The following is a 15,660-nucleotide window of genomic DNA, read 5'->3' as shown; positions in this document are numbered from 1 at the left end:
CGGCCGGCCTAGTCCCGGGGACGCGCCACGGCGGGCACCCCGACCGCGATCGAGCCGGGCGGCACGTCCCTCGTGACGACGGCGTTGGCGCCGACGATGCTGCCCGCACCCACCGTGACGCCGCCGAGCACGGCGGCCCCGGCGCCGATCATCACGCCGTCGGCGAGGGTGGGGTGACGACGGCCGAGCGCGCCTCCTCGGCCCTTGCCCCCGAGGGTCACGCCGTGGAACAGCGTGCAGTCGTCACCGACCACCGCGGTCTCTCCGATCACGACGCCCATGCCGTGATCGATGAACAGGCGGCGGCCGAGTCTCGCCCCCGGGTGGATCTCGACCCCGGTCAGCGTGCGGGTCAGCTGCGACACGACCCGGGCGAGGGTGCGGGCGCCGAGGAGGTGCGGCGCACCCTCCGCACGCCACAGCCGCGAGGTCACGCGGTGCGCCCACACCGCGTGCAGCCCCGAGTAGACGAGGGCGGTCTCGAGGCGCCCCCTGGCCGCGGGGTCGCGCCGGCGGACGGTCTCGAGGTCCTCCCGCAGGCGGGCGACCAGGCGCATGCTAGGCGCCTGCGAGGTCCTGGAAGAGCACCGTCGACAGGTAGCGCTCGCCCGTGTCGCAGACGATCGCGACGATGCGCTTGCCGGCGTTCTCGGGGCGCTTGGCGATCTCGAGGGCGGCGTGCATGATCGCGCCCGACGAGATGCCCGAGAGGATCCCCTCGTGCGTCGCCAGGTCGCGGGCGACGCGCAGAGCGTCGTCGAGCTGCACCGGGAACACCTCGTCGATCTGCGAGCGGTCGAGCACCTCGGGCACGAAGTTCGCGCCGATGCCCTGGATCTTGTGCGGGCCGGCCTTGCCCTCGCTGAGCAGCGGCGAGTCGGCGGGCTCGACGGCGACGACCTGCACGCCGGGCACCTGCTCGTGCAGCACGCGGCCGACACCCGTGATGGTGCCGCCGGTGCCGACGCCGGCGACGAAGAAGTCGATGCGGCCGTCGGTGTCGCGGAGGATCTCGGGCGCCGTCGTGGTGCGGTGGATCTCGGCGTTCGCCTCGGTCTCGAACTGCTGGGCCCAGATCGCGTTCTCGGTCTCGTCGACGATCTGCTTCGCGCGCTCGACGGCTCCCCGCATGCCCTCGGGCCCGGGGGTCAGCACGATCTCCGCGCCGTAGGCCTTCATGACCGTGCGGCGTTCGACGCTCATCGTCTCGGGCATGGTGACGATGACCTTGTAGCCGCGAGCCGCGCCGACGAGGGCGAGCGAGATGCCGGTGTTGCCGCTCGATCCCTCGACGATCGTGCCGCCGGGCTTCAGCGCGCCCGACTTCTCGGCCGCGTCGACGATGGCGACGCCGAGGCGGTCCTTGACGCTGGCGCCGGGGTTGTAGAACTCGAGCTTGGCGAGGATCTCGGCTCCGCCCTCGCCGGCGAGGCGGTTGATCTTGACGAGGGGCGTGTCGCCGAAGGCGGACGTGATGTCGGCGTGGATTCCGGGCATGAGAGTCTCTTCCGTGAGCGGTGTCTGTGCGTTCGAATCGAACCCTCATCCTAGGTCGGCCCCCTGTGCCGCCGCCCCGCCGAAACGCCACCGATTCGACAACCCGCCACGTGATCTCGTGGCGGGTTGTCGAAGATGTGGCGTCGTGACGACGTCTAGGCGCCGCGCCGCAGGGCGACGGCAGACGCGTGGGAGACGATCGTGCCCGGAGAGAGTCCAGCCAGGAGCGCTCACAGGGTGATGAGATGACGCTCGGTCGTATCGAAGCGAGCCCGATCCTCAGCCATGACGAAGGCCCCTTGGCAGACCCTCTGAGCCAGTCCGCGCCGAGCATCGCGCCTCAGCGCCTCGGCCTCGCGGCTCCTGCTGCCGAGCGCCGCCGCGAAGATGATGGAGGAGAAGATCCGGCCGACCATGACATCCACCGTGTCCGACGTCGATGCGCGATCCGCACCTCCTCGGCTCCGCTGTGGACAGGCAGACGGCGTCGCTGTCTGGGGAGGGAGAACCGGCACGCAATCCGCCACGGAATCAACACGCCGCCAGCGGATCCGGTGGCGGCGTGTTGAATCGGTGGCGGATCGCCCTGGCGTCGAGGGCGCGGGCGCGGGTGTGCGCGGGCGGGCGCTACGCGCCGGTCACCTTGCCGGGGTTGAACACCCGCCCCGGGTCGGCGGAGTCGAAGAGCCCCTGCATGACGGCGACGCCCTCGGGCGAGACGTCCTGGGACATCCACGGCTGGTGCTCCAGGCCGACGCCGTGGTGGTGGCTGACGGTCGCGCCGGTGTCGATGAACGCCTGCTGGATGGCGTGCTTGACGACGTCGTACTCGGCCTCGGCGTCGGAGCCGTGCTCGAAGGCGAACGTGAAGTACAGGCACGCCCCCGAGTGGTACGAGTGCGACAGGTGGCCCATGATCCAGCCCTGCTTGCCGATCTGGTCGAAGGCCTGGTTGGCGGCGGCGTACACGCGGGACGAGACGTCGCGCAGCTTCGACCAGGGGGCGGCGGTCTCGCTGACGTCCGCCGCGCCTCCGTGGTCCATGAAGAAGTCGCGGAGGTAGGGCGTGTCGAACTTCTTCTGGTCGTAGAGCTTGCCCGGGCCGGTGCCGACGCTCATGCCGCGGTTCGCCTTGACGATCTTCGCGACCGTCTTCTGCGTGCGTGCGACGTGCTCGGGGCTGCCCTCGTAGCCGATGAACGACAGGCACATCGCGTCGATGTCCCAGCCCTTCGCCTTGAGCAGGGTAGGCAGCAGATCGGTGATCTTCTGCGAGATGCCCTTGCCGGGCTTCGAGGTCGCGAACGAGAAGGCGGTCTCGTGCGCGTCGCTGACGCGGGTCACCGAGGGGTGCGCGTCGCTCTCGGCGATCGCCTGCATGGCGGCGAGGCCGTCGTGCCACGACGGGAAGAGGTAGGCCAGGATCTCGCGCTTCTCGGGCAGGCGGTGCACCTGGGCGGTCACCTCGGTGATGACGCCGAGGCGCCCCTCCGAGCCGATGATCATCTCGCGGAGCGACGGCCCCGTCGAGGCGCTCGGCACGGCGCGGATCGCGAGCACCCCGCCGGGGCGCACGACGCGCAGCCCCTTGGTGATGTCGGCGATGTCGCCGTACTTGTCGCTCTGCATGCCCGACGAGCGGGTGGCGACCCAGCCGCCCATGGTCGAGTGGGTGAAGCTGTCGGGGAAGTGCCCGAGGGTCCAGCCGCGGGCGTTGAGCTGCGCCTCGAGGTCGGGGCCCTGGCCGCCGGCCTGGATGCGGGCGAGACCGCTGTCTTCGTCGATGTCGAGCACCCGGTCGAGACGACCCATGTCGAGCGAGATGACGGTGCGGGTCTCGGTGGTGATCGGCTCGAGGCTGCCGACGATGTTGCTGCCGCCGCCGAAGGGGATCAGCACGAGATCGGACGCGACGGCGAGGTCGACGATGCTCTGCACCTCGGCCTCGTCGGCCGGGTAGACCACGACGTCGGGCACGCGCTCGAGGATCCCGGCGCGGATGCGGATGAGATCGCGGATGCTCTTGCCGTAGGTGTGGACGACGCGGTCGTGGTCGTCGGTGGCGACGGCCCCGGGTCCGACGATCTGCTCGAGCGACTCGACGACCTCGGGGGCGGCGATCGAGGCCGGGACGACGAGGTCCGCGAAGTCGAGACCGGTGTCGTGCCCCTCCGACAGCTCGACGCCGACGATCTTCTTGACGAACGGCGCGAAAGCGGGCTTGTCGTGGTGGTGGAAGGCGACGCCCTCGACGCCCCAGCCCCACCACTTCATGTGCTTCACGGCTGCGACGGTGTCGCTCTTCTGCTGCTGGACGTCGGTCACCGATGTGCTCCTTCGGACGGGTTGTCAGGCCCCAGGATACGGGCCGTGTTGGCGTCGCGGAGACGCATGACCTCGGCGCGGACGCGCGTCGAGAAGGCCGCGCTGCTCTCGCCCTCGAGCGGCAGCATGGGGTCGCCGAACGCGACCCCGACCGGCAGCCGGCCGGGTCTCGGCCAGTTCGAGCCGCGGGGGTGGGCGATGTTCGCGCCGATCAGCGCGAGGGGCACGACGGGCACGCCGCAGGCCGAGGCGAGGGCGGCGGCGCCGGGCTTGAAGTGCCCCACCGCGCCGTCCTTCGAGCGGGTCCCCTCGGGGAACACGAGCACGGGGTAGCCGCGCTGCAGCAGCGACTTGGCGCTGACCGTCGGGTGCCCGGCGCGTCCCCTCGCCGCGGCACGGGCGGCGGCGCGGCGTCGGGCCGAGCTCTGCGGCGTCGAGCCGGCCGAGGCCCCCTCCGAGGAGGCGCGGGTCGCGTCGGCCGCGGAGGCCGGCGCCCCCGAGCCCCGCTGCACCGGGAACGCGTTGAAGAACAGCTCCGTCAGCTGGCGGCGCCACGGCACGTCGAAGAAGTAGTCGGCCGCCGCGCCCGTCGCCAGGTAGCGGGCGAGTCGCCGAGGGAGGGCCCCCAGGATGAGCGGGGCGTCGAGGTGGCTCGAGTGGTTCGCGACGACCACGAACCCGCCGGAGAGACCGTCGAGGCGGTCGCGGTCGATGACGGTGACATCGGTGATCGACCAGATGGTGGGCTTGAGCACCATGCGCTGGGCGACGTAGCGCGCCATGGCGTGCCGGCGCGAGCTGAACCGGTCGCGGGCGTCGGTGGCGACGTCGCCGGCACGCTGGGCGACGGCGTCGAGGCGGGGGTGCTCCCGCTTGTCTCGGGGAGTCACTGCTCGACGGGCTTCCGCCGACTCGACGAGATGCGTCCCGAGGCGGCGCGGACGGCGCTCCGCGGAGCGTGCCTCACCAACCAGAACAGCACCCGGTACCGAACCGTGGGCATGGAGACCACCTTGCCTTCGTCGACGTCGCGCAGACACGCGGTCACGAGGTGTTCGGCGCTGAGCCACAACGCGTTGGGTATCGACGACGACCGGATGCCGGCGCGCTGATGGAACTCCGTCCGCACCCAGCCGGGCAGCAGGGTCGTCACGCCCACGCCCGTGCCCTTCAGCTCGACCGACAGGCTCTCGCCGAACGACGTGGCCCACGCCTTGATCGCGCTGTAGCCGCCCATGGTCATGAAGCCCGCGGTGCTCGACACGATCACGATGCGACCACGGCCCCGGAGGCGCATGGCCCGTGCCCCGGCGCCCGAGAGCACCAGCACGGCGCGGCACATGACCTCGAACGCCGCGTCGTGCGCGGCGACGTCGGTCGAGGACAACGGGGTGTGCACGCCGAAGCCGGCGTTGTTGACGAGGAGGTCGATGGGCGCCGAGGCGTCCTCGAGGCGGGCCGCGACGCGGTCGACGTCGGCGCGGTCGCCGAGGTCGGCCTGGAGGACCTCGACGCGCCGTCCGAGCGCGCGCAGCTCGGCCGCCGAGGAGTCGAGTCGCGAGAGGTCTCGAGCGACCAGGACGATGTCCCAGCCGCGCGAGGCGAGTTGGCGGGCGAATTCGGCTCCGATGCCGGACGTGCCCCCGGTGACGAGCGCTGTTGCCATGCCGCTTACGATACGGTCTGTAGGGCTCGCAGCGTGCATCGTGCCCGAACCACCACACGAGAGCGTCACGAGAGGATCGCAGGTCTTGAGCACCCGCAGTGACCCCTACGACTCCACCGACTTCGACATCCGCGAGTTCACCCTCACGGCGCAGGGCGCGTTCCGCGACGAGCTGCAGCTCGACTCCTTCGCGACGACGCCCCTCGACGACGACTCACTGCGCCTCCTGCGTCATCTCGGCCGCCTCGAGAGCGCCACGATGGAGCACCTGCGCAACCTGCTCGTGACCGCGACGCACAAGGACGCCCGGGTGACGGCGTTCCTCGTCACGTGGGCCTTCGAGAAGTTCTGGATCGCCGACGCGATCGACGCCGTGCTCCAGGCGCACGGGCTCCCCCGCCTGAAGGAGGTCGACGAGGGCCCCCGGCGGCACAGCGCCTCCGACGCCGTCGAGCGCCGGGGCCCGATCACCCGGGCGATCGAGGCCATGGGCAAGGGCGTTCCGATCGTCGCGGTGCACATGACCACGGGTCTCGTCGACGAGTGGGTCCTGGGCGACGCCTACGACGTCCTCGTCGAGCGCGCCGCCGACCCGGCCCTGTCGGCCGTCGTCGCCCGCATCCGGACCGTCAAGTCGCGTCACGAGCGCTTCTTCGACATCGAGTCGCGCTGGCGCCTCGACGACTCGCCCCGCGCGGTCAAGCAGACCCGCGCCTCCCTCGCCACCGCCGTCTGGCCGATCGGCGCCGTCGAGCGCGCCGACGCCGAGCGCACGTTCTTCGACACGATCGTCTACGGCGGGGCCGCGGGTCACGTGCGGGCCGACGCCGTCGGCGACCGCGTCGCCGGGCTCCCGGGGCTCGACCCCTCGATCGGTTCCGCCGTCACACGAAAGCTCACCGCATGACCACCGCCCTGCCCTCGTCCGCTCCCGGCTCGACCGAGACGAGCCTCGGTTCGTCGCACGTGCTGCTCACGGGCGGCACGGGCTTCGTCGGACAGGCCATCCTCGAGCGTCTCCTGTCGACGCACCCCGACACGACCGTGACGCTGCTCATCCGCCCCAAGGCGGGCACCCCGGCCCTCGGTCGCCTGCGGCACCTGCTCAAGAAGCCGGTGTTCGCCACGTGGCGCGACCGCGTCGGACCGGCCGAGGTCGAGCGAGCGCTGACCGAGCGCCTCCGGGTCGTCGAGAGCGGGCTCGGATCGCTGCCCGATCTGCCCGCCGACCTCGACGTGGTCATCCACAGCGCCTCGACGGTGTCGTTCGATCCGCCGATCGACCAGGCGTTCGACACCAACGTCGGCGGCGCCGTCGGTCTGTACGAGGCCCTCGGCCGGGCCGGCGGCGACCCGCACGTCGTGCACGTCTCGACGGCCTACGTCGGCGGCATCCGCAAGGGCGTGTTCCCCGAGTCGGCGCTCACGCACGAGGTCGACTGGCGTGCCGAGTACGCCGCGGCGCGCGACGCCCGCGCGCGGGTCGAGGCCGCGTCGCGTCAGCCCGAGACCCTCCGCCGGTTCCTGGCCGAGGGTCGGACGGGTCACGGCAAGACCGGCCCGCAGGCCGTCTCGACCGCAGCCGAGGAGGCGCGGGTCGCCTGGGTCGCCGCCCGTCTCGTCGACTACGGGCGCACCCGAGCCGAGACCCTCGGCTGGACGGACGTCTACACGCTGACGAAGGCCTTCGCCGAGCGCGCCGCCGAGGAGCTCTGGGCTGCGAAGGGCCACCGCCTCTCGGTCGTGCGCCCGGCCATCGTCGAGAGCGCCCTGCGCCATCCCTTCCCGGGGTGGATCGACGGCTTCAAGGTCGCCGACCCGCTGATCATGTCGTACGCCAGGGGTCTGCTGCCCGAGTTCCCCGGGGTTCCCGACAGCGTGCTCGACGTCGTGCCGGTCGACTTCGTGGTGAACGTCATCCTGGCGGTCGCGGCGAACCCGACCCGCGCCTCCTCGGAGTCCGCCGGGTCCGGCTCGGAGCCCGCCGGCGACGCGCAGTACTTCCATGTGGCGTCGGGCAACAGCAACCCGTTCCCGATCCTGCGGATGTTCGAGAACCTCAACACGTTCTTCACCGCGAACCCCCTGCCGCGCGACGAGCACACGTCGATCCCGGTGCCGACCTGGAACTTCCCGGGGGTGCGCAAGGTCGAGGGCGCCATCCGCATGAAGCAGCGCACGAACGACCTGCGCGAGAGGGTGCTCACGCGCCTGCCGTCGAACGCGCGCACCCGCAGCGCGCTGACGGCCGTGCAGACCCGCCGCGGCGATCTCGAGTCGCTGCAGAGCCTGACCGACCTCTACCGGCACTACGTGCAGTCCGAGATCATCTTCGACGACCGTCGCACCCGCGCCCTCCACGCCGGCCTGCCGGCGGGATCGCCGGCCGGCATCGGCTTCGACGTGACCGACATCGACTGGGAGGACTACTTCCAGACCGTCCACTTCCCGTCGATCACGGCGATGACGCGCGCGTTCTCGGTGCGCCCGGCGGCCGCCGGCGCGGTCGCCGACACCAAGGCGCTGCCCCGGCGCGACGACGTCGTCGCCGTCTTCGACCTCGAGGGGACCGTGCTCGACTCGAACATCGTCGAGCAGTACCTGTGGGTCCGCTCGAACGGGTTCCGCAAGGCGGCGTGGCCCGGCGAGGTCGCGAGTCTGCTGACCGGCCTGCCGGCCTATCTGCGGGCCGACGCCCGTGACCGCGGCGAGTTCATCCGATCGTTCCTGCGGCGCTACAGCGGCATGCCCGTCTCGCGGCTGCAGAACGTCGTCTCGTCGAGCGGCTACGCGGAGACGGTGCGACGGCACACCCTGCCCGACGCCCTCGCGCGGATCGCCGAGCACCGGGCCGCCGGTCACCGCACCGTGCTGGTGACCGGGTCGATCGGCACGCTCGCCGCCCCGCTCGCGTCGCTCTTCGACGAGGTCGTCGCGAGCACCATGCACTCGCGTGACGGCGTGTACACCGGGTACCTCGCGCAGCCCCCGCTCGTCGACGAGGCGCGAGCCGCCTGGCTCACGCAGTACGCGACCGAACGGGGGGTCGATCTCGCAGGTTCGTACGGATACGGTGACTCCCACGCCGACCTCGTCTGGCTCGAGCTCCTCGGCAACCCGTCAGCCGTGAACCCCGACGCCAATCTCGCACGCGAAGCGCTCCGAAGAAGATGGAGCATCCGCGACTGGACTCGTGGCGGCATCACAGCGAAAGGAGACGGAGGCAGGGCCTGACGCCCGCGCCTCCTGAACACGGCATGGCATTCGACATCGACAAGTTCGCCGCGACCAGCGAGCGGATCACGTGGGACGACCTCGACCTCGACCACTTCAAGAAGAACCCCCTGTCGGCCGATTCGCTGCGCACCCTGCGGTACATGGCCGACGTCGAGTACCACACGGTCTGCTACACCCGGGACCTGCTGACGACGCCCTCGCACAAAGAGGACGACGTGTCGACCTTCATGACGATGTGGAACCGCGAGGAGTTCTGGCACGGCGAGGCCCTCGCCGCCATCCTCGAGGTGCACGACATCAAGGTCGACTACGACCAGCTGCGGGCGAACCGCCTCAAGCTCGGCTGGCGCGACCGCCTCGACCCCGTCAAGCAGGGTCTGCTCGGCAAGTTCGTCGGCTCCGACTTCGTGGCCGTCCACATGTCGTGGGGCGCTGCCAACGAGTACTCCGCCGTCGCCGCCTACAAGCGCATGGCCGAGCTCGAGCAGGACCCGGTGCTCGCCGAGCTGCTGCGACGCATCGCCAAGCAGGAGGCGCGGCACGTGGCCTTCTACGTGTCTCAGGCCCGAGAACGCCTGATGAAGAGCAAGAAGGCGCAGAAGCTCACGCGCTTCCTGCTCTCGAAGGTGTGGGCCCCGGTCGGGTCGTCCATCATGGAGCTCGACGACGTGAGGTTCGTCTTCGGTCAGCTGATGAGCGGCGTCGACGGTCGCAAGGCCGCCGCGAAGCTCGACCAGAACATCTCGAACCTCCCGGGGATGAGCGGGCTGACCATCTTCCAGAAGGCGCTCGACGGCCTGGGCGTGCGTGCCGACGGCGCCGCGCCGTCGGCGAACGGGTCGGTCGCCACCGCGTGAAGACGAGTCATCTGAGGCACTTCCTCGTCGCGGCCGAGGTCCTGCACTTCCCCGTGGCCGCCGACAAGCTCGGCATCTCGCGTCAGAAGCTCGAATCGTCGATCGAGGCGCTCGAGCTCGAGTTCGGGCAGCGGCTGTTCGATCGCGACGCGTCGCCCTACCGCCTGACCAAGGCCGGGCGGGCGGCGATCGAGGTGGCCGAGGCCGAGCTGGCGAGCCCGTCGACGCCACCCGCGCCTCCTGCACCCCCGGCGGGCGGCAAGGCCAAGGCGAGCAAGGGCAAGGGTCGCACCCCGGCGGTCAAGGGCCAGCCCAAGCCCTTCAAGAAGCGCCAGGGACGCTGAGGCGCTAGCGGGCCGCGAGTCGGCCGGCCGCGTCCGACGCGTCGGAGTCGTCACCCGGACGGATCCTCAGCTCGCGCTGCACGGCGAGGGCCAGCTCGCGCAGCAGCACCAGATCGACGCCCTCGGAGCCCCGGGGCTCGGCGTCGACGACGCAGAGGGCGCCGATGCGCACCCCGTCGTCCGTCTCGATGGGGTGCCCGGCGTAGAAGCGGATCGCCGGATGCGAGACGAAGCGGTCGTCGCGCCAGGCGTCCGGCACGACCAGGGGCCTGCCGCTGCGGATCGTGTGGGCGCAGAACGAGTCGGCCAGGGGCAGCTCGATCCGCGACGATCCCGAGACGGCCTTGTTCCAGTGCCGATCGTCGGTGATCAGAGAGAACGACGCGCCCTGCGTGCCGAGGAGGATCCTCGCCCGGTCGACGATGTCGTCGAACCTCTTCTCGGCCGGGCTGTCGAGCAGACCCAGCGCGCGGATGGCCTCCACCCGCCGCTCGTCGCTCTGCGGCGCGTGTCGGGAGGCGCGGGCGCTCCGACCGTCGGCCAGCGCCGAGTCGACGAGCGGTGCCGCGACCTCGGCGAGCGCGGAGCCCCAGGCCTGGTACCGCCCCGCGTCGCGGGAGAGAGCGTCGGTGGCGTCCGGCATCGCGGGCGCCGGCATGACGTGCGTGGTCGGCCGGGTCGCGCAGAGCGCACGGGTCGTCTCGTTGAGAAGCGCGGCGTGCCGATCCACGAGGCCCCCGGGCACGGCGCCGAAACCGGACACGCTGCTCGGCGGCTGGATCCCGGCGACGATGATGCTCGCCGTGGGGCTCGTCACCTGCTCGACGGCGTCGAGCAGGTGAGAGAGCGATCGACGCCACTTGTGCGCCGGCAGCAGGGTGAGGGCGTCGCTCATGCCCACGACGACGACCACCACGTCGTAGCCGCAGAGCTCCCGGTCGGGGAGGTGGTCGGCGGCGTGCTCGATGGTCATGTCCGGGTCGGCGACGACGTCCACGTCGGCGCCGCGGCCGGTCAGCGTCGAGAGCCGCCGGGCGAGATGCCCGGGGATCGCGAGGTCGTGGCATCGGACGCCCCAGCCCACGGCGGGGCCGTTGCCGAAGACCAGCACGCGGTCGGGGTCGACGCCGGGGGCGTGGACGTGCGGGTCGTCGTCGGGGCGGGGCCGCATCCTGAGGTCGTCGACGACCCTGTACCGACTCCTGAGGAAGGCGCGGAGCACCCGCTGCCTGATGCTGGTCATGGTCTGATCTCCCGATCCCCAGGGCGCCCGGGGCGGTCTCGGCGCGACGAGGCGGTCTCCCTCGTCGTCTGAACGATCAACTATCCGCCGTCGCGGGGGCGGCCTCAACCCCCCGTCGGGGGCGTGGTCGATCGCGCGGCGAGGGCGGCGAGGTCGTCGCCGAGGCCTGCCAGCCTGGACTGCTTGTCGTCGCGGTAGTCGTCGTCCACGACGACCTGTCTCGCACGGACGCGGGTGACGACGGCCGAGCCGACGTCTCCCCAGGCCCGCTCGACCGCCGCCGCGACGATGCCGTCGACGTGGTCCGGGTCGTCCCGCAGGGCGTCGAGACGGTCGGCGACGGTGACGTAGGCGTTCTCGCGGAACCAGAGGGTGTCGTCGTCCCCCGGCCGGTAGTCGTGCTGGTGACGGGATCGACCGCGGGCTCGGAGGGCCTTCGCCCGCTCGCCGGCGATCCGCGTGTTCTGCGCCCGCTGCTCTTCGGCGAGGCGGTGCAGGGTGCGCCGGACGGCCGCGGCCGTCTCGTCGTGGTCGAAGACCTCGTTGTCGCGCAGGGCGTGCACGACGATGCGATTGGCGACCGTGACGACGGCGGCGGCCCGGGCGATGAGGAGCGCCTCGACGACGGCCCTCTCGAGGGCGGCGGGATCGACCGGCGCCGGCGTCGGCGTCGGCGTCTCGCTGCGCTTCTTCCCCCACATCATCGCGGGACTCCCTCTCGTGGCGGTGCCTGGCTTCGTGCCGCGTCGATCGCAGACGGCGTCCTCACATTAAAGACCTCCCGTCCCGGGGCCGACGAATCGGCGCGGGACGGGAGGCTGCGGGTCGCGATGCGGGAGGCGCGGGTCGCCCTCGCGCCCCCGCCACGGGCCCTCAGGACGCGACGGGCTCCTGCGACGCGGCGGCCGTGGTCGTCTCGCGGACGAAGTCGTCGAGATCATCGGGGGTCCGCGACGTGACGAGGGTGAAGCCCTCCTCGACGTCGGTCACGACCGAGCGGTCGGTCCAGGACCCTCCGGCGTTGCGGATGTCGGTGGTCAACGAGGCGAACGAGGTGAGCTCCTTGCCCTTGACGAGGTCGGCCTCGACGAGCAGCCAGGGCCCATGGCAGATCGCCGCGATGGGGCGGCCGCTGCTCGCGAACGCGGACGCGATCGAGACGGCGCCGGCGTCCTGGCGGAGGGTGTCGGCGTTGATCGTGCCGCCGGGCACGAGCAGGAGGTCGAACTCCGAGGCGTCGACCTCCTCGATGGTGGTGTCGGGGCGGACGGACTCGCCCGGGTCCTTGTCGCCGACGAGCGTCTCGACGGGGGCGGTCGACTGAGCGGCGACGACGACGGTCGCGCCCGCGTCGCGCAAGGCGCGGGTCGGGACGACGAGCTCGTCCTGCTCGACGCCGTAGTTCGTGACGATCGCGAGGACGCGACGTCCGGTGAGATCGGTGCTGGCCATGAGGACCCTCCTTCTGGCCCGTCGGGACGGGCCGGTCGACTACCCGTCCCGTCTACGCCCCGAGGCTGGGTCCGCCCTCCGCGGGCTGTCCCCCGGGGTCGACCCGCGCCTCCCGGGTCCCGTCAGCTGGCGAGCAGGGCGCGCGCGGTGCCCTCGTCGATGATCAGGTCGGTGACGAGGCCCGCGGCCAACGTGCCGCGGACGGCCGCGACCTTGGCCGTGCCGGCCACGACGCAGACGCGACGGGGCACCCGGCGGATGGTGGCGAGGTCCGGTCCGCTCCCGCGTGCGTTGAGCGCGATGTCCACCGACGAGCCGTCCTCGCGGAAGAACACCGTCGCGACGTCGCCCACCACGCGGTCGCGCTCGAGGCTCGCCTGATCGCTCTGCTCCAGGTAGGCGCCCGAGTAGACGTGGCTGGGCACGAGCGCGCCGCGGGCGCCGACGCCGAAGACGACGAGGTCCATGCGCTCGTGGAGCTCGAGCACGCGCCGGGTGCTGCGTTCGCGCCACAGGGCGCGCTTCGTGGCCGGGTCGTCGAAGAACGCCGGCACCGGGAACTGCTGGATGACGGCGCCGTACGCGTGGCCGAAGCGTCGCAGGATCTCGCTGGCGTACTCGATGCCCGACGTGCGGGTGTTCGCGGCGCCGTTCAGCTGGACGACGATCGAGTTGTGGGTGGCCTTGGGCACGAGGCACCGGCTGACCGCGCTGAGCGTCGAGCCCCACGCGACGCCGATGACCATGTTCGAGTCGACGTACGGCGTGAGCGTCCGTGCAGCGGAGAGGGCGACGCGATCGAGGCGGTCGACGTCGCTGGCCTGGTCGGGCACGGGCACGACGTGCGCCACGACGCCGAAGCGGTGCCGCAGGGCTTCGCCCACCACGGTGGCCTGATCGAGCGGCGACTTGATCTGGATGTCGACGAGTCCGGTGTCGCGAGCGGACTTCAGGAGGCGCGAGACGGACGAGCGGGACGTCCCCAGCTCGTGGGCGATCGCCTCCATCGTGAGGTCCTGCATGTAATAGAGGTGGGCGGCGCGCAGGGCGTCCTGGGTCTTGTCGGCTGAGAGCAGATCGGTCACGACGGCCTCCGTGCACGTTTGTGCAGTTACGTTGCACCCTTGGGAACAGGGGTCGACGATAGACGATACCGGCGAGAGCTGCCGGCCGACATCGTCGGACACACGCAACGCGAAAGAAGCTCCCAGTGACTGCGTCAAAGAAGACTGAACCCGCACGACCCAACGTCGCCCGCATCATGGACCGCCCCACGGCCAAGGTCCTCGTCGTCGGCGGCGGCATCAACGGCATCGCGACGTTCCGGGACCTGGCGCTCCAGGGCGTGGACGTCGTGCTGGTGGAGCGCAACGACTACGCCTCCGGCGCGTCGGCCGCCTCGTCGCACATGATCCACGGCGGCATCCGCTACCTCGAGAACGGCGAGTTCCGCCTCGTCCGCGAGAGCGTCGAGGAGCGCAACGGCCTCCTCAGGATCGCGCCGCACTACGTCAAGCCGCTGCAGACGACGATGCCGATCTTCTCGACGTTCTCGGGCATCCTCAACGCGCCCCTGCGCATGCTGACCCACAAGCAGCGCTCGACGAAGGAGCGCGGCGCGCTCCTCATCAAGGTCGGCATGACGCTGTACGACTCGTTCTCGCGCGACGGCGGCTCGGTCCCCCGCCACCAGTTCCGCACGGGCAAGGCCGCGCTGAACGACATGCCCGCCCTGAACAAGGACGTCAAGTACACCGGCACCTACTACGACGCCTCGGTGCACGAGCCCGAGCGTCTCGCGCTCGACGTGCTGAAGGACGGACTCGCCGCCGGCGAGCACGCCCGCAGCGCGAACTACGTCGAGGCGATCGGCTCGCGAGACGGCGGCGTGCTGCTGCGCGACGTCGTGAGCGGCGCCGAGTTCGTCGTGACGGCCGACGTCGTCATCAACGCCTCCGGCCCCTGGACCGACCTCACCAATGCCGCGTTCGGCGGGGAGTCCGCGTACATGGGCGGCACCAAGGGCTCGCACATCGTCGTCGACAACGCCGAGCTGCTCGAGGCGACCCGCGGTCGCGAGATCTTCTTCGAGAACGACGACGGCCGCATCGTGCTCATCTACCCGCTGAAGGGCCGCGTCCTGATCGGCACGACCGACATCGACGCCGACCCGTCGCAGCCGGCCGTCTGCACCGAGGAGGAGGTCGACTACTTCTTCGACCTCGTCAAGCACGTGTTCCCGCAGATCGACGTGACGCGCGACCACATCGTCTACCGCTACTCGGGCATCCGCCCCCTGCCGCGGCACGAGGACACCGCGCCCGGGTTCGTCTCCCGGGACTACCGCATCGTCGAGACGCCCATCGCCGGCCTGCCGTCGTCGACGGTGCTCAGCCTCGTGGGCGGCAAGTGGACCACGTTCCGGGCCCTGTCGGCGCACCTGTCGACCGAGGCCACCACGCGGCTCGGCGTCACGCGGACGGTCGACACGACGGGCATGGCGATCGGCGGCGGCAAGGACTTCCCCGCCACCGACGCCGCTCGCACCACCTGGGTCGCGGCGCACGCCGACGGCCTGGACAAGGCGCAGGTCGACCGGCTGCTGACCCGCTACGGCACCCGCGCCTCCTCGGTGATCGACGTGCTGCTCGACCAGCCGTCGGAGCCCCTGGCCAGTCACCCGGAGCTGACGCGCGCCGAGATCGCGTACTTCGCCGAGCACGAGGACGCGGTGCACCTGTCGGACGTCGTCCTGCGGCGGACCAACCTCGCCTTCGTCGGCGGGGTGACCATCGAGCTCCTCTCGGAGATCGCCGACGTCCTCGGCGAGGCCCTGGGCTGGGACGCCGACCGTCACGAGTCCGAGATCGAGGCGACCCTCGAGGTGCTGCGGACGTCGCACGGCGTCGAGGTCCCCTCGCAGCACGTCCCGAGCGCGACCGGCACCCCGGCCGCCTCGTGACCCCCGCGCGTCGGGTCCCCTGAACCGGTCCGACGCGCCCCCGAGACCCACCCTCCGCGAACTCGCGGCGGGTGGGT

15 protein-coding genes are annotated in these 15,660 nt (G+C 71.4%); 5 read left to right on the top strand and 10 right to left on the bottom strand.

All coding sequences use genetic code 11. From position 1 onward, the window contains the following. Positions 1-8: 8 nt before the first annotated feature. The 6 genes from epsC to ASF89_RS14405 all read right to left on the bottom strand — a co-directional run bounded on the left by epsC (position 9) and on the right by ASF89_RS14405 (position 5,488). Positions 9-557, bottom strand: coding sequence for a serine O-acetyltransferase EpsC (epsC, locus tag ASF89_RS14430; RefSeq protein ID WP_055816139.1), 549 nt, complete (start codon positions 555-557; stop codon positions 9-11). Position 558: 1 nt separating this feature from the next. Further along, positions 559-1,497: a cysteine synthase A gene (gene cysK, locus ASF89_RS14425; RefSeq protein WP_055816136.1), complete on the bottom strand. Its 939-nt coding sequence runs from the start codon at positions 1,495-1,497 to the stop codon at positions 559-561. Between the two features lie 230 nt (positions 1,498-1,727). After that, on the bottom strand, positions 1,728-1,913 hold the full coding sequence (locus ASF89_RS14420) for a hypothetical protein (RefSeq protein ID WP_156463441.1): 186 nt from the start codon (positions 1,911-1,913) through the stop codon (positions 1,728-1,730). A 211-nt stretch (positions 1,914-2,124) separates the two neighbouring features. After that, a complete protein-coding gene (locus ASF89_RS14415) occupies positions 2,125-3,822 on the bottom strand; it encodes an FAD-binding oxidoreductase (RefSeq protein ID WP_369814563.1) in 1,698 nt (565 codons plus the stop codon). Next, positions 3,819-4,712 (bottom strand): 1-acyl-sn-glycerol-3-phosphate acyltransferase, encoded by an 894-nt coding sequence (locus ASF89_RS14410; protein WP_082475438.1) that lies wholly within the window; start codon positions 4,710-4,712, stop codon positions 3,819-3,821. Before ASF89_RS14410 ends, ASF89_RS14415 begins: the two co-directional genes overlap by 4 nt. Then, positions 4,709-5,488: an SDR family oxidoreductase gene (locus ASF89_RS14405; RefSeq protein ID WP_055801922.1), complete on the bottom strand. Its 780-nt coding sequence runs from the start codon at positions 5,486-5,488 to the stop codon at positions 4,709-4,711. The genes ASF89_RS14410 and ASF89_RS14405 overlap by 4 nt, the downstream gene beginning before the upstream one ends. An 85-nt stretch (positions 5,489-5,573) precedes the next feature. Here ASF89_RS14405 and ASF89_RS14400 point away from each other — a divergent pair, with 85 nt between their 5' ends. From ASF89_RS14400 to ASF89_RS14385, 4 genes are read left to right on the top strand one after another with little or no spacing between them, the layout of a single operon-like run. Next, positions 5,574-6,395, top strand: coding sequence for a hypothetical protein (locus tag ASF89_RS14400; protein ID WP_055816131.1), 822 nt, complete (start codon positions 5,574-5,576; stop codon positions 6,393-6,395). After that, positions 6,392-8,722: an SDR family oxidoreductase gene (locus ASF89_RS14395; protein WP_055801915.1), complete on the top strand. Its 2,331-nt coding sequence runs from the start codon at positions 6,392-6,394 to the stop codon at positions 8,720-8,722. The genes ASF89_RS14400 and ASF89_RS14395 overlap by 4 nt, the downstream gene beginning before the upstream one ends. A 23-nt stretch (positions 8,723-8,745) precedes the next feature. Next, the gene (locus tag ASF89_RS14390; protein WP_055801912.1) at positions 8,746-9,582 is read left to right on the top strand and encodes a hypothetical protein; all 837 of its coding nucleotides are present in this window, start codon (positions 8,746-8,748) and stop codon (positions 9,580-9,582) included. Next, a complete protein-coding gene (locus ASF89_RS14385) occupies positions 9,579-9,926 on the top strand; it encodes a LysR family transcriptional regulator (protein WP_055816128.1) in 348 nt (115 codons plus the stop codon). The genes ASF89_RS14390 and ASF89_RS14385 overlap by 4 nt, the downstream gene beginning before the upstream one ends. 4 nt (positions 9,927-9,930) lie before the next feature. On the opposite strand, the gene ASF89_RS14380 is transcribed toward ASF89_RS14385, so the two are convergent. The 4 genes from ASF89_RS14380 to ASF89_RS14365 form a co-directional block, all read right to left on the bottom strand. After that, complete coding sequence (locus ASF89_RS14380) at positions 9,931-11,169, bottom strand: GAF domain-containing protein (RefSeq protein ID WP_156357472.1); 1,239 nt, start codon at positions 11,167-11,169, stop codon at positions 9,931-9,933. 104 nt (positions 11,170-11,273) lie between these two features. After that, positions 11,274-11,873 carry a hypothetical protein gene (locus ASF89_RS14375; protein WP_055816126.1) on the bottom strand — a complete coding sequence of 200 codons (600 nt, stop codon included), beginning with the start codon at positions 11,871-11,873 and terminating at the stop codon, positions 11,274-11,276. Between the two features lie 169 nt (positions 11,874-12,042). Continuing rightward, the gene (locus ASF89_RS14370; RefSeq protein WP_055816122.1) at positions 12,043-12,621 is read right to left on the bottom strand and encodes a type 1 glutamine amidotransferase domain-containing protein; all 579 of its coding nucleotides are present in this window, start codon (positions 12,619-12,621) and stop codon (positions 12,043-12,045) included. Positions 12,622-12,743: 122 nt separating this feature from the next. Further along, positions 12,744-13,643 carry a sugar-binding domain-containing protein gene (locus ASF89_RS14365; protein ID WP_082490094.1) on the bottom strand — a complete coding sequence of 300 codons (900 nt, stop codon included), beginning with the start codon at positions 13,641-13,643 and terminating at the stop codon, positions 12,744-12,746. A gap of 188 nt (positions 13,644-13,831) precedes the next feature. On the opposite strand from ASF89_RS14365, the gene ASF89_RS14360 reads away from it, so the two are divergent. Next, entirely contained in the window at positions 13,832-15,583 is a 1,752-nt protein-coding gene (locus ASF89_RS14360; protein WP_055816116.1) for a glycerol-3-phosphate dehydrogenase/oxidase, read from the top strand. Positions 15,584-15,660 lie beyond the last annotated feature (77 nt).

The organism is Frigoribacterium sp. Leaf172 (assembly GCF_001424285.1).
In the GTDB taxonomy this organism is placed as follows: domain Bacteria; phylum Actinomycetota; class Actinomycetes; order Actinomycetales; family Microbacteriaceae; genus Frigoribacterium.
This window is presented reverse-complemented; position numbering and strand designations above follow the sequence as displayed.

Coding starts and splice junctions, on each gene's coding strand:
- ASF89_RS14365 (WP_082490094.1), bottom strand. CDS start 13,643: ATGCAGGACCTCACGATGGAGGCGATCGCCCACGAGCTGGGGACGTCC.
- ASF89_RS14375 (WP_055816126.1), bottom strand. CDS start 11,873: ATGATGTGGGGGAAGAAGCGCAGCGAGACGCCGACGCCGACGCCGGCG.
- cysK (WP_055816136.1), bottom strand. CDS start 1,497: ATGCCCGGAATCCACGCCGACATCACGTCCGCCTTCGGCGACACGCCC.
- ASF89_RS14370 (WP_055816122.1), bottom strand. CDS start 12,621: ATGGCCAGCACCGATCTCACCGGACGTCGCGTCCTCGCGATCGTCACG.
- ASF89_RS14390 (WP_055801912.1), top strand. CDS start 8,746: ATGGCATTCGACATCGACAAGTTCGCCGCGACCAGCGAGCGGATCACG.
- epsC (WP_055816139.1), bottom strand. CDS start 557: ATGCGCCTGGTCGCCCGCCTGCGGGAGGACCTCGAGACCGTCCGCCGG.
- ASF89_RS14405 (WP_055801922.1), bottom strand. CDS start 5,488: ATGGCAACAGCGCTCGTCACCGGGGGCACGTCCGGCATCGGAGCCGAA.
- ASF89_RS14395 (WP_055801915.1), top strand. CDS start 6,392: ATGACCACCGCCCTGCCCTCGTCCGCTCCCGGCTCGACCGAGACGAGC.
- ASF89_RS14380 (WP_156357472.1), bottom strand. CDS start 11,169: ATGACCAGCATCAGGCAGCGGGTGCTCCGCGCCTTCCTCAGGAGTCGG.
- ASF89_RS14420 (WP_156463441.1), bottom strand. CDS start 1,913: ATGGTCGGCCGGATCTTCTCCTCCATCATCTTCGCGGCGGCGCTCGGC.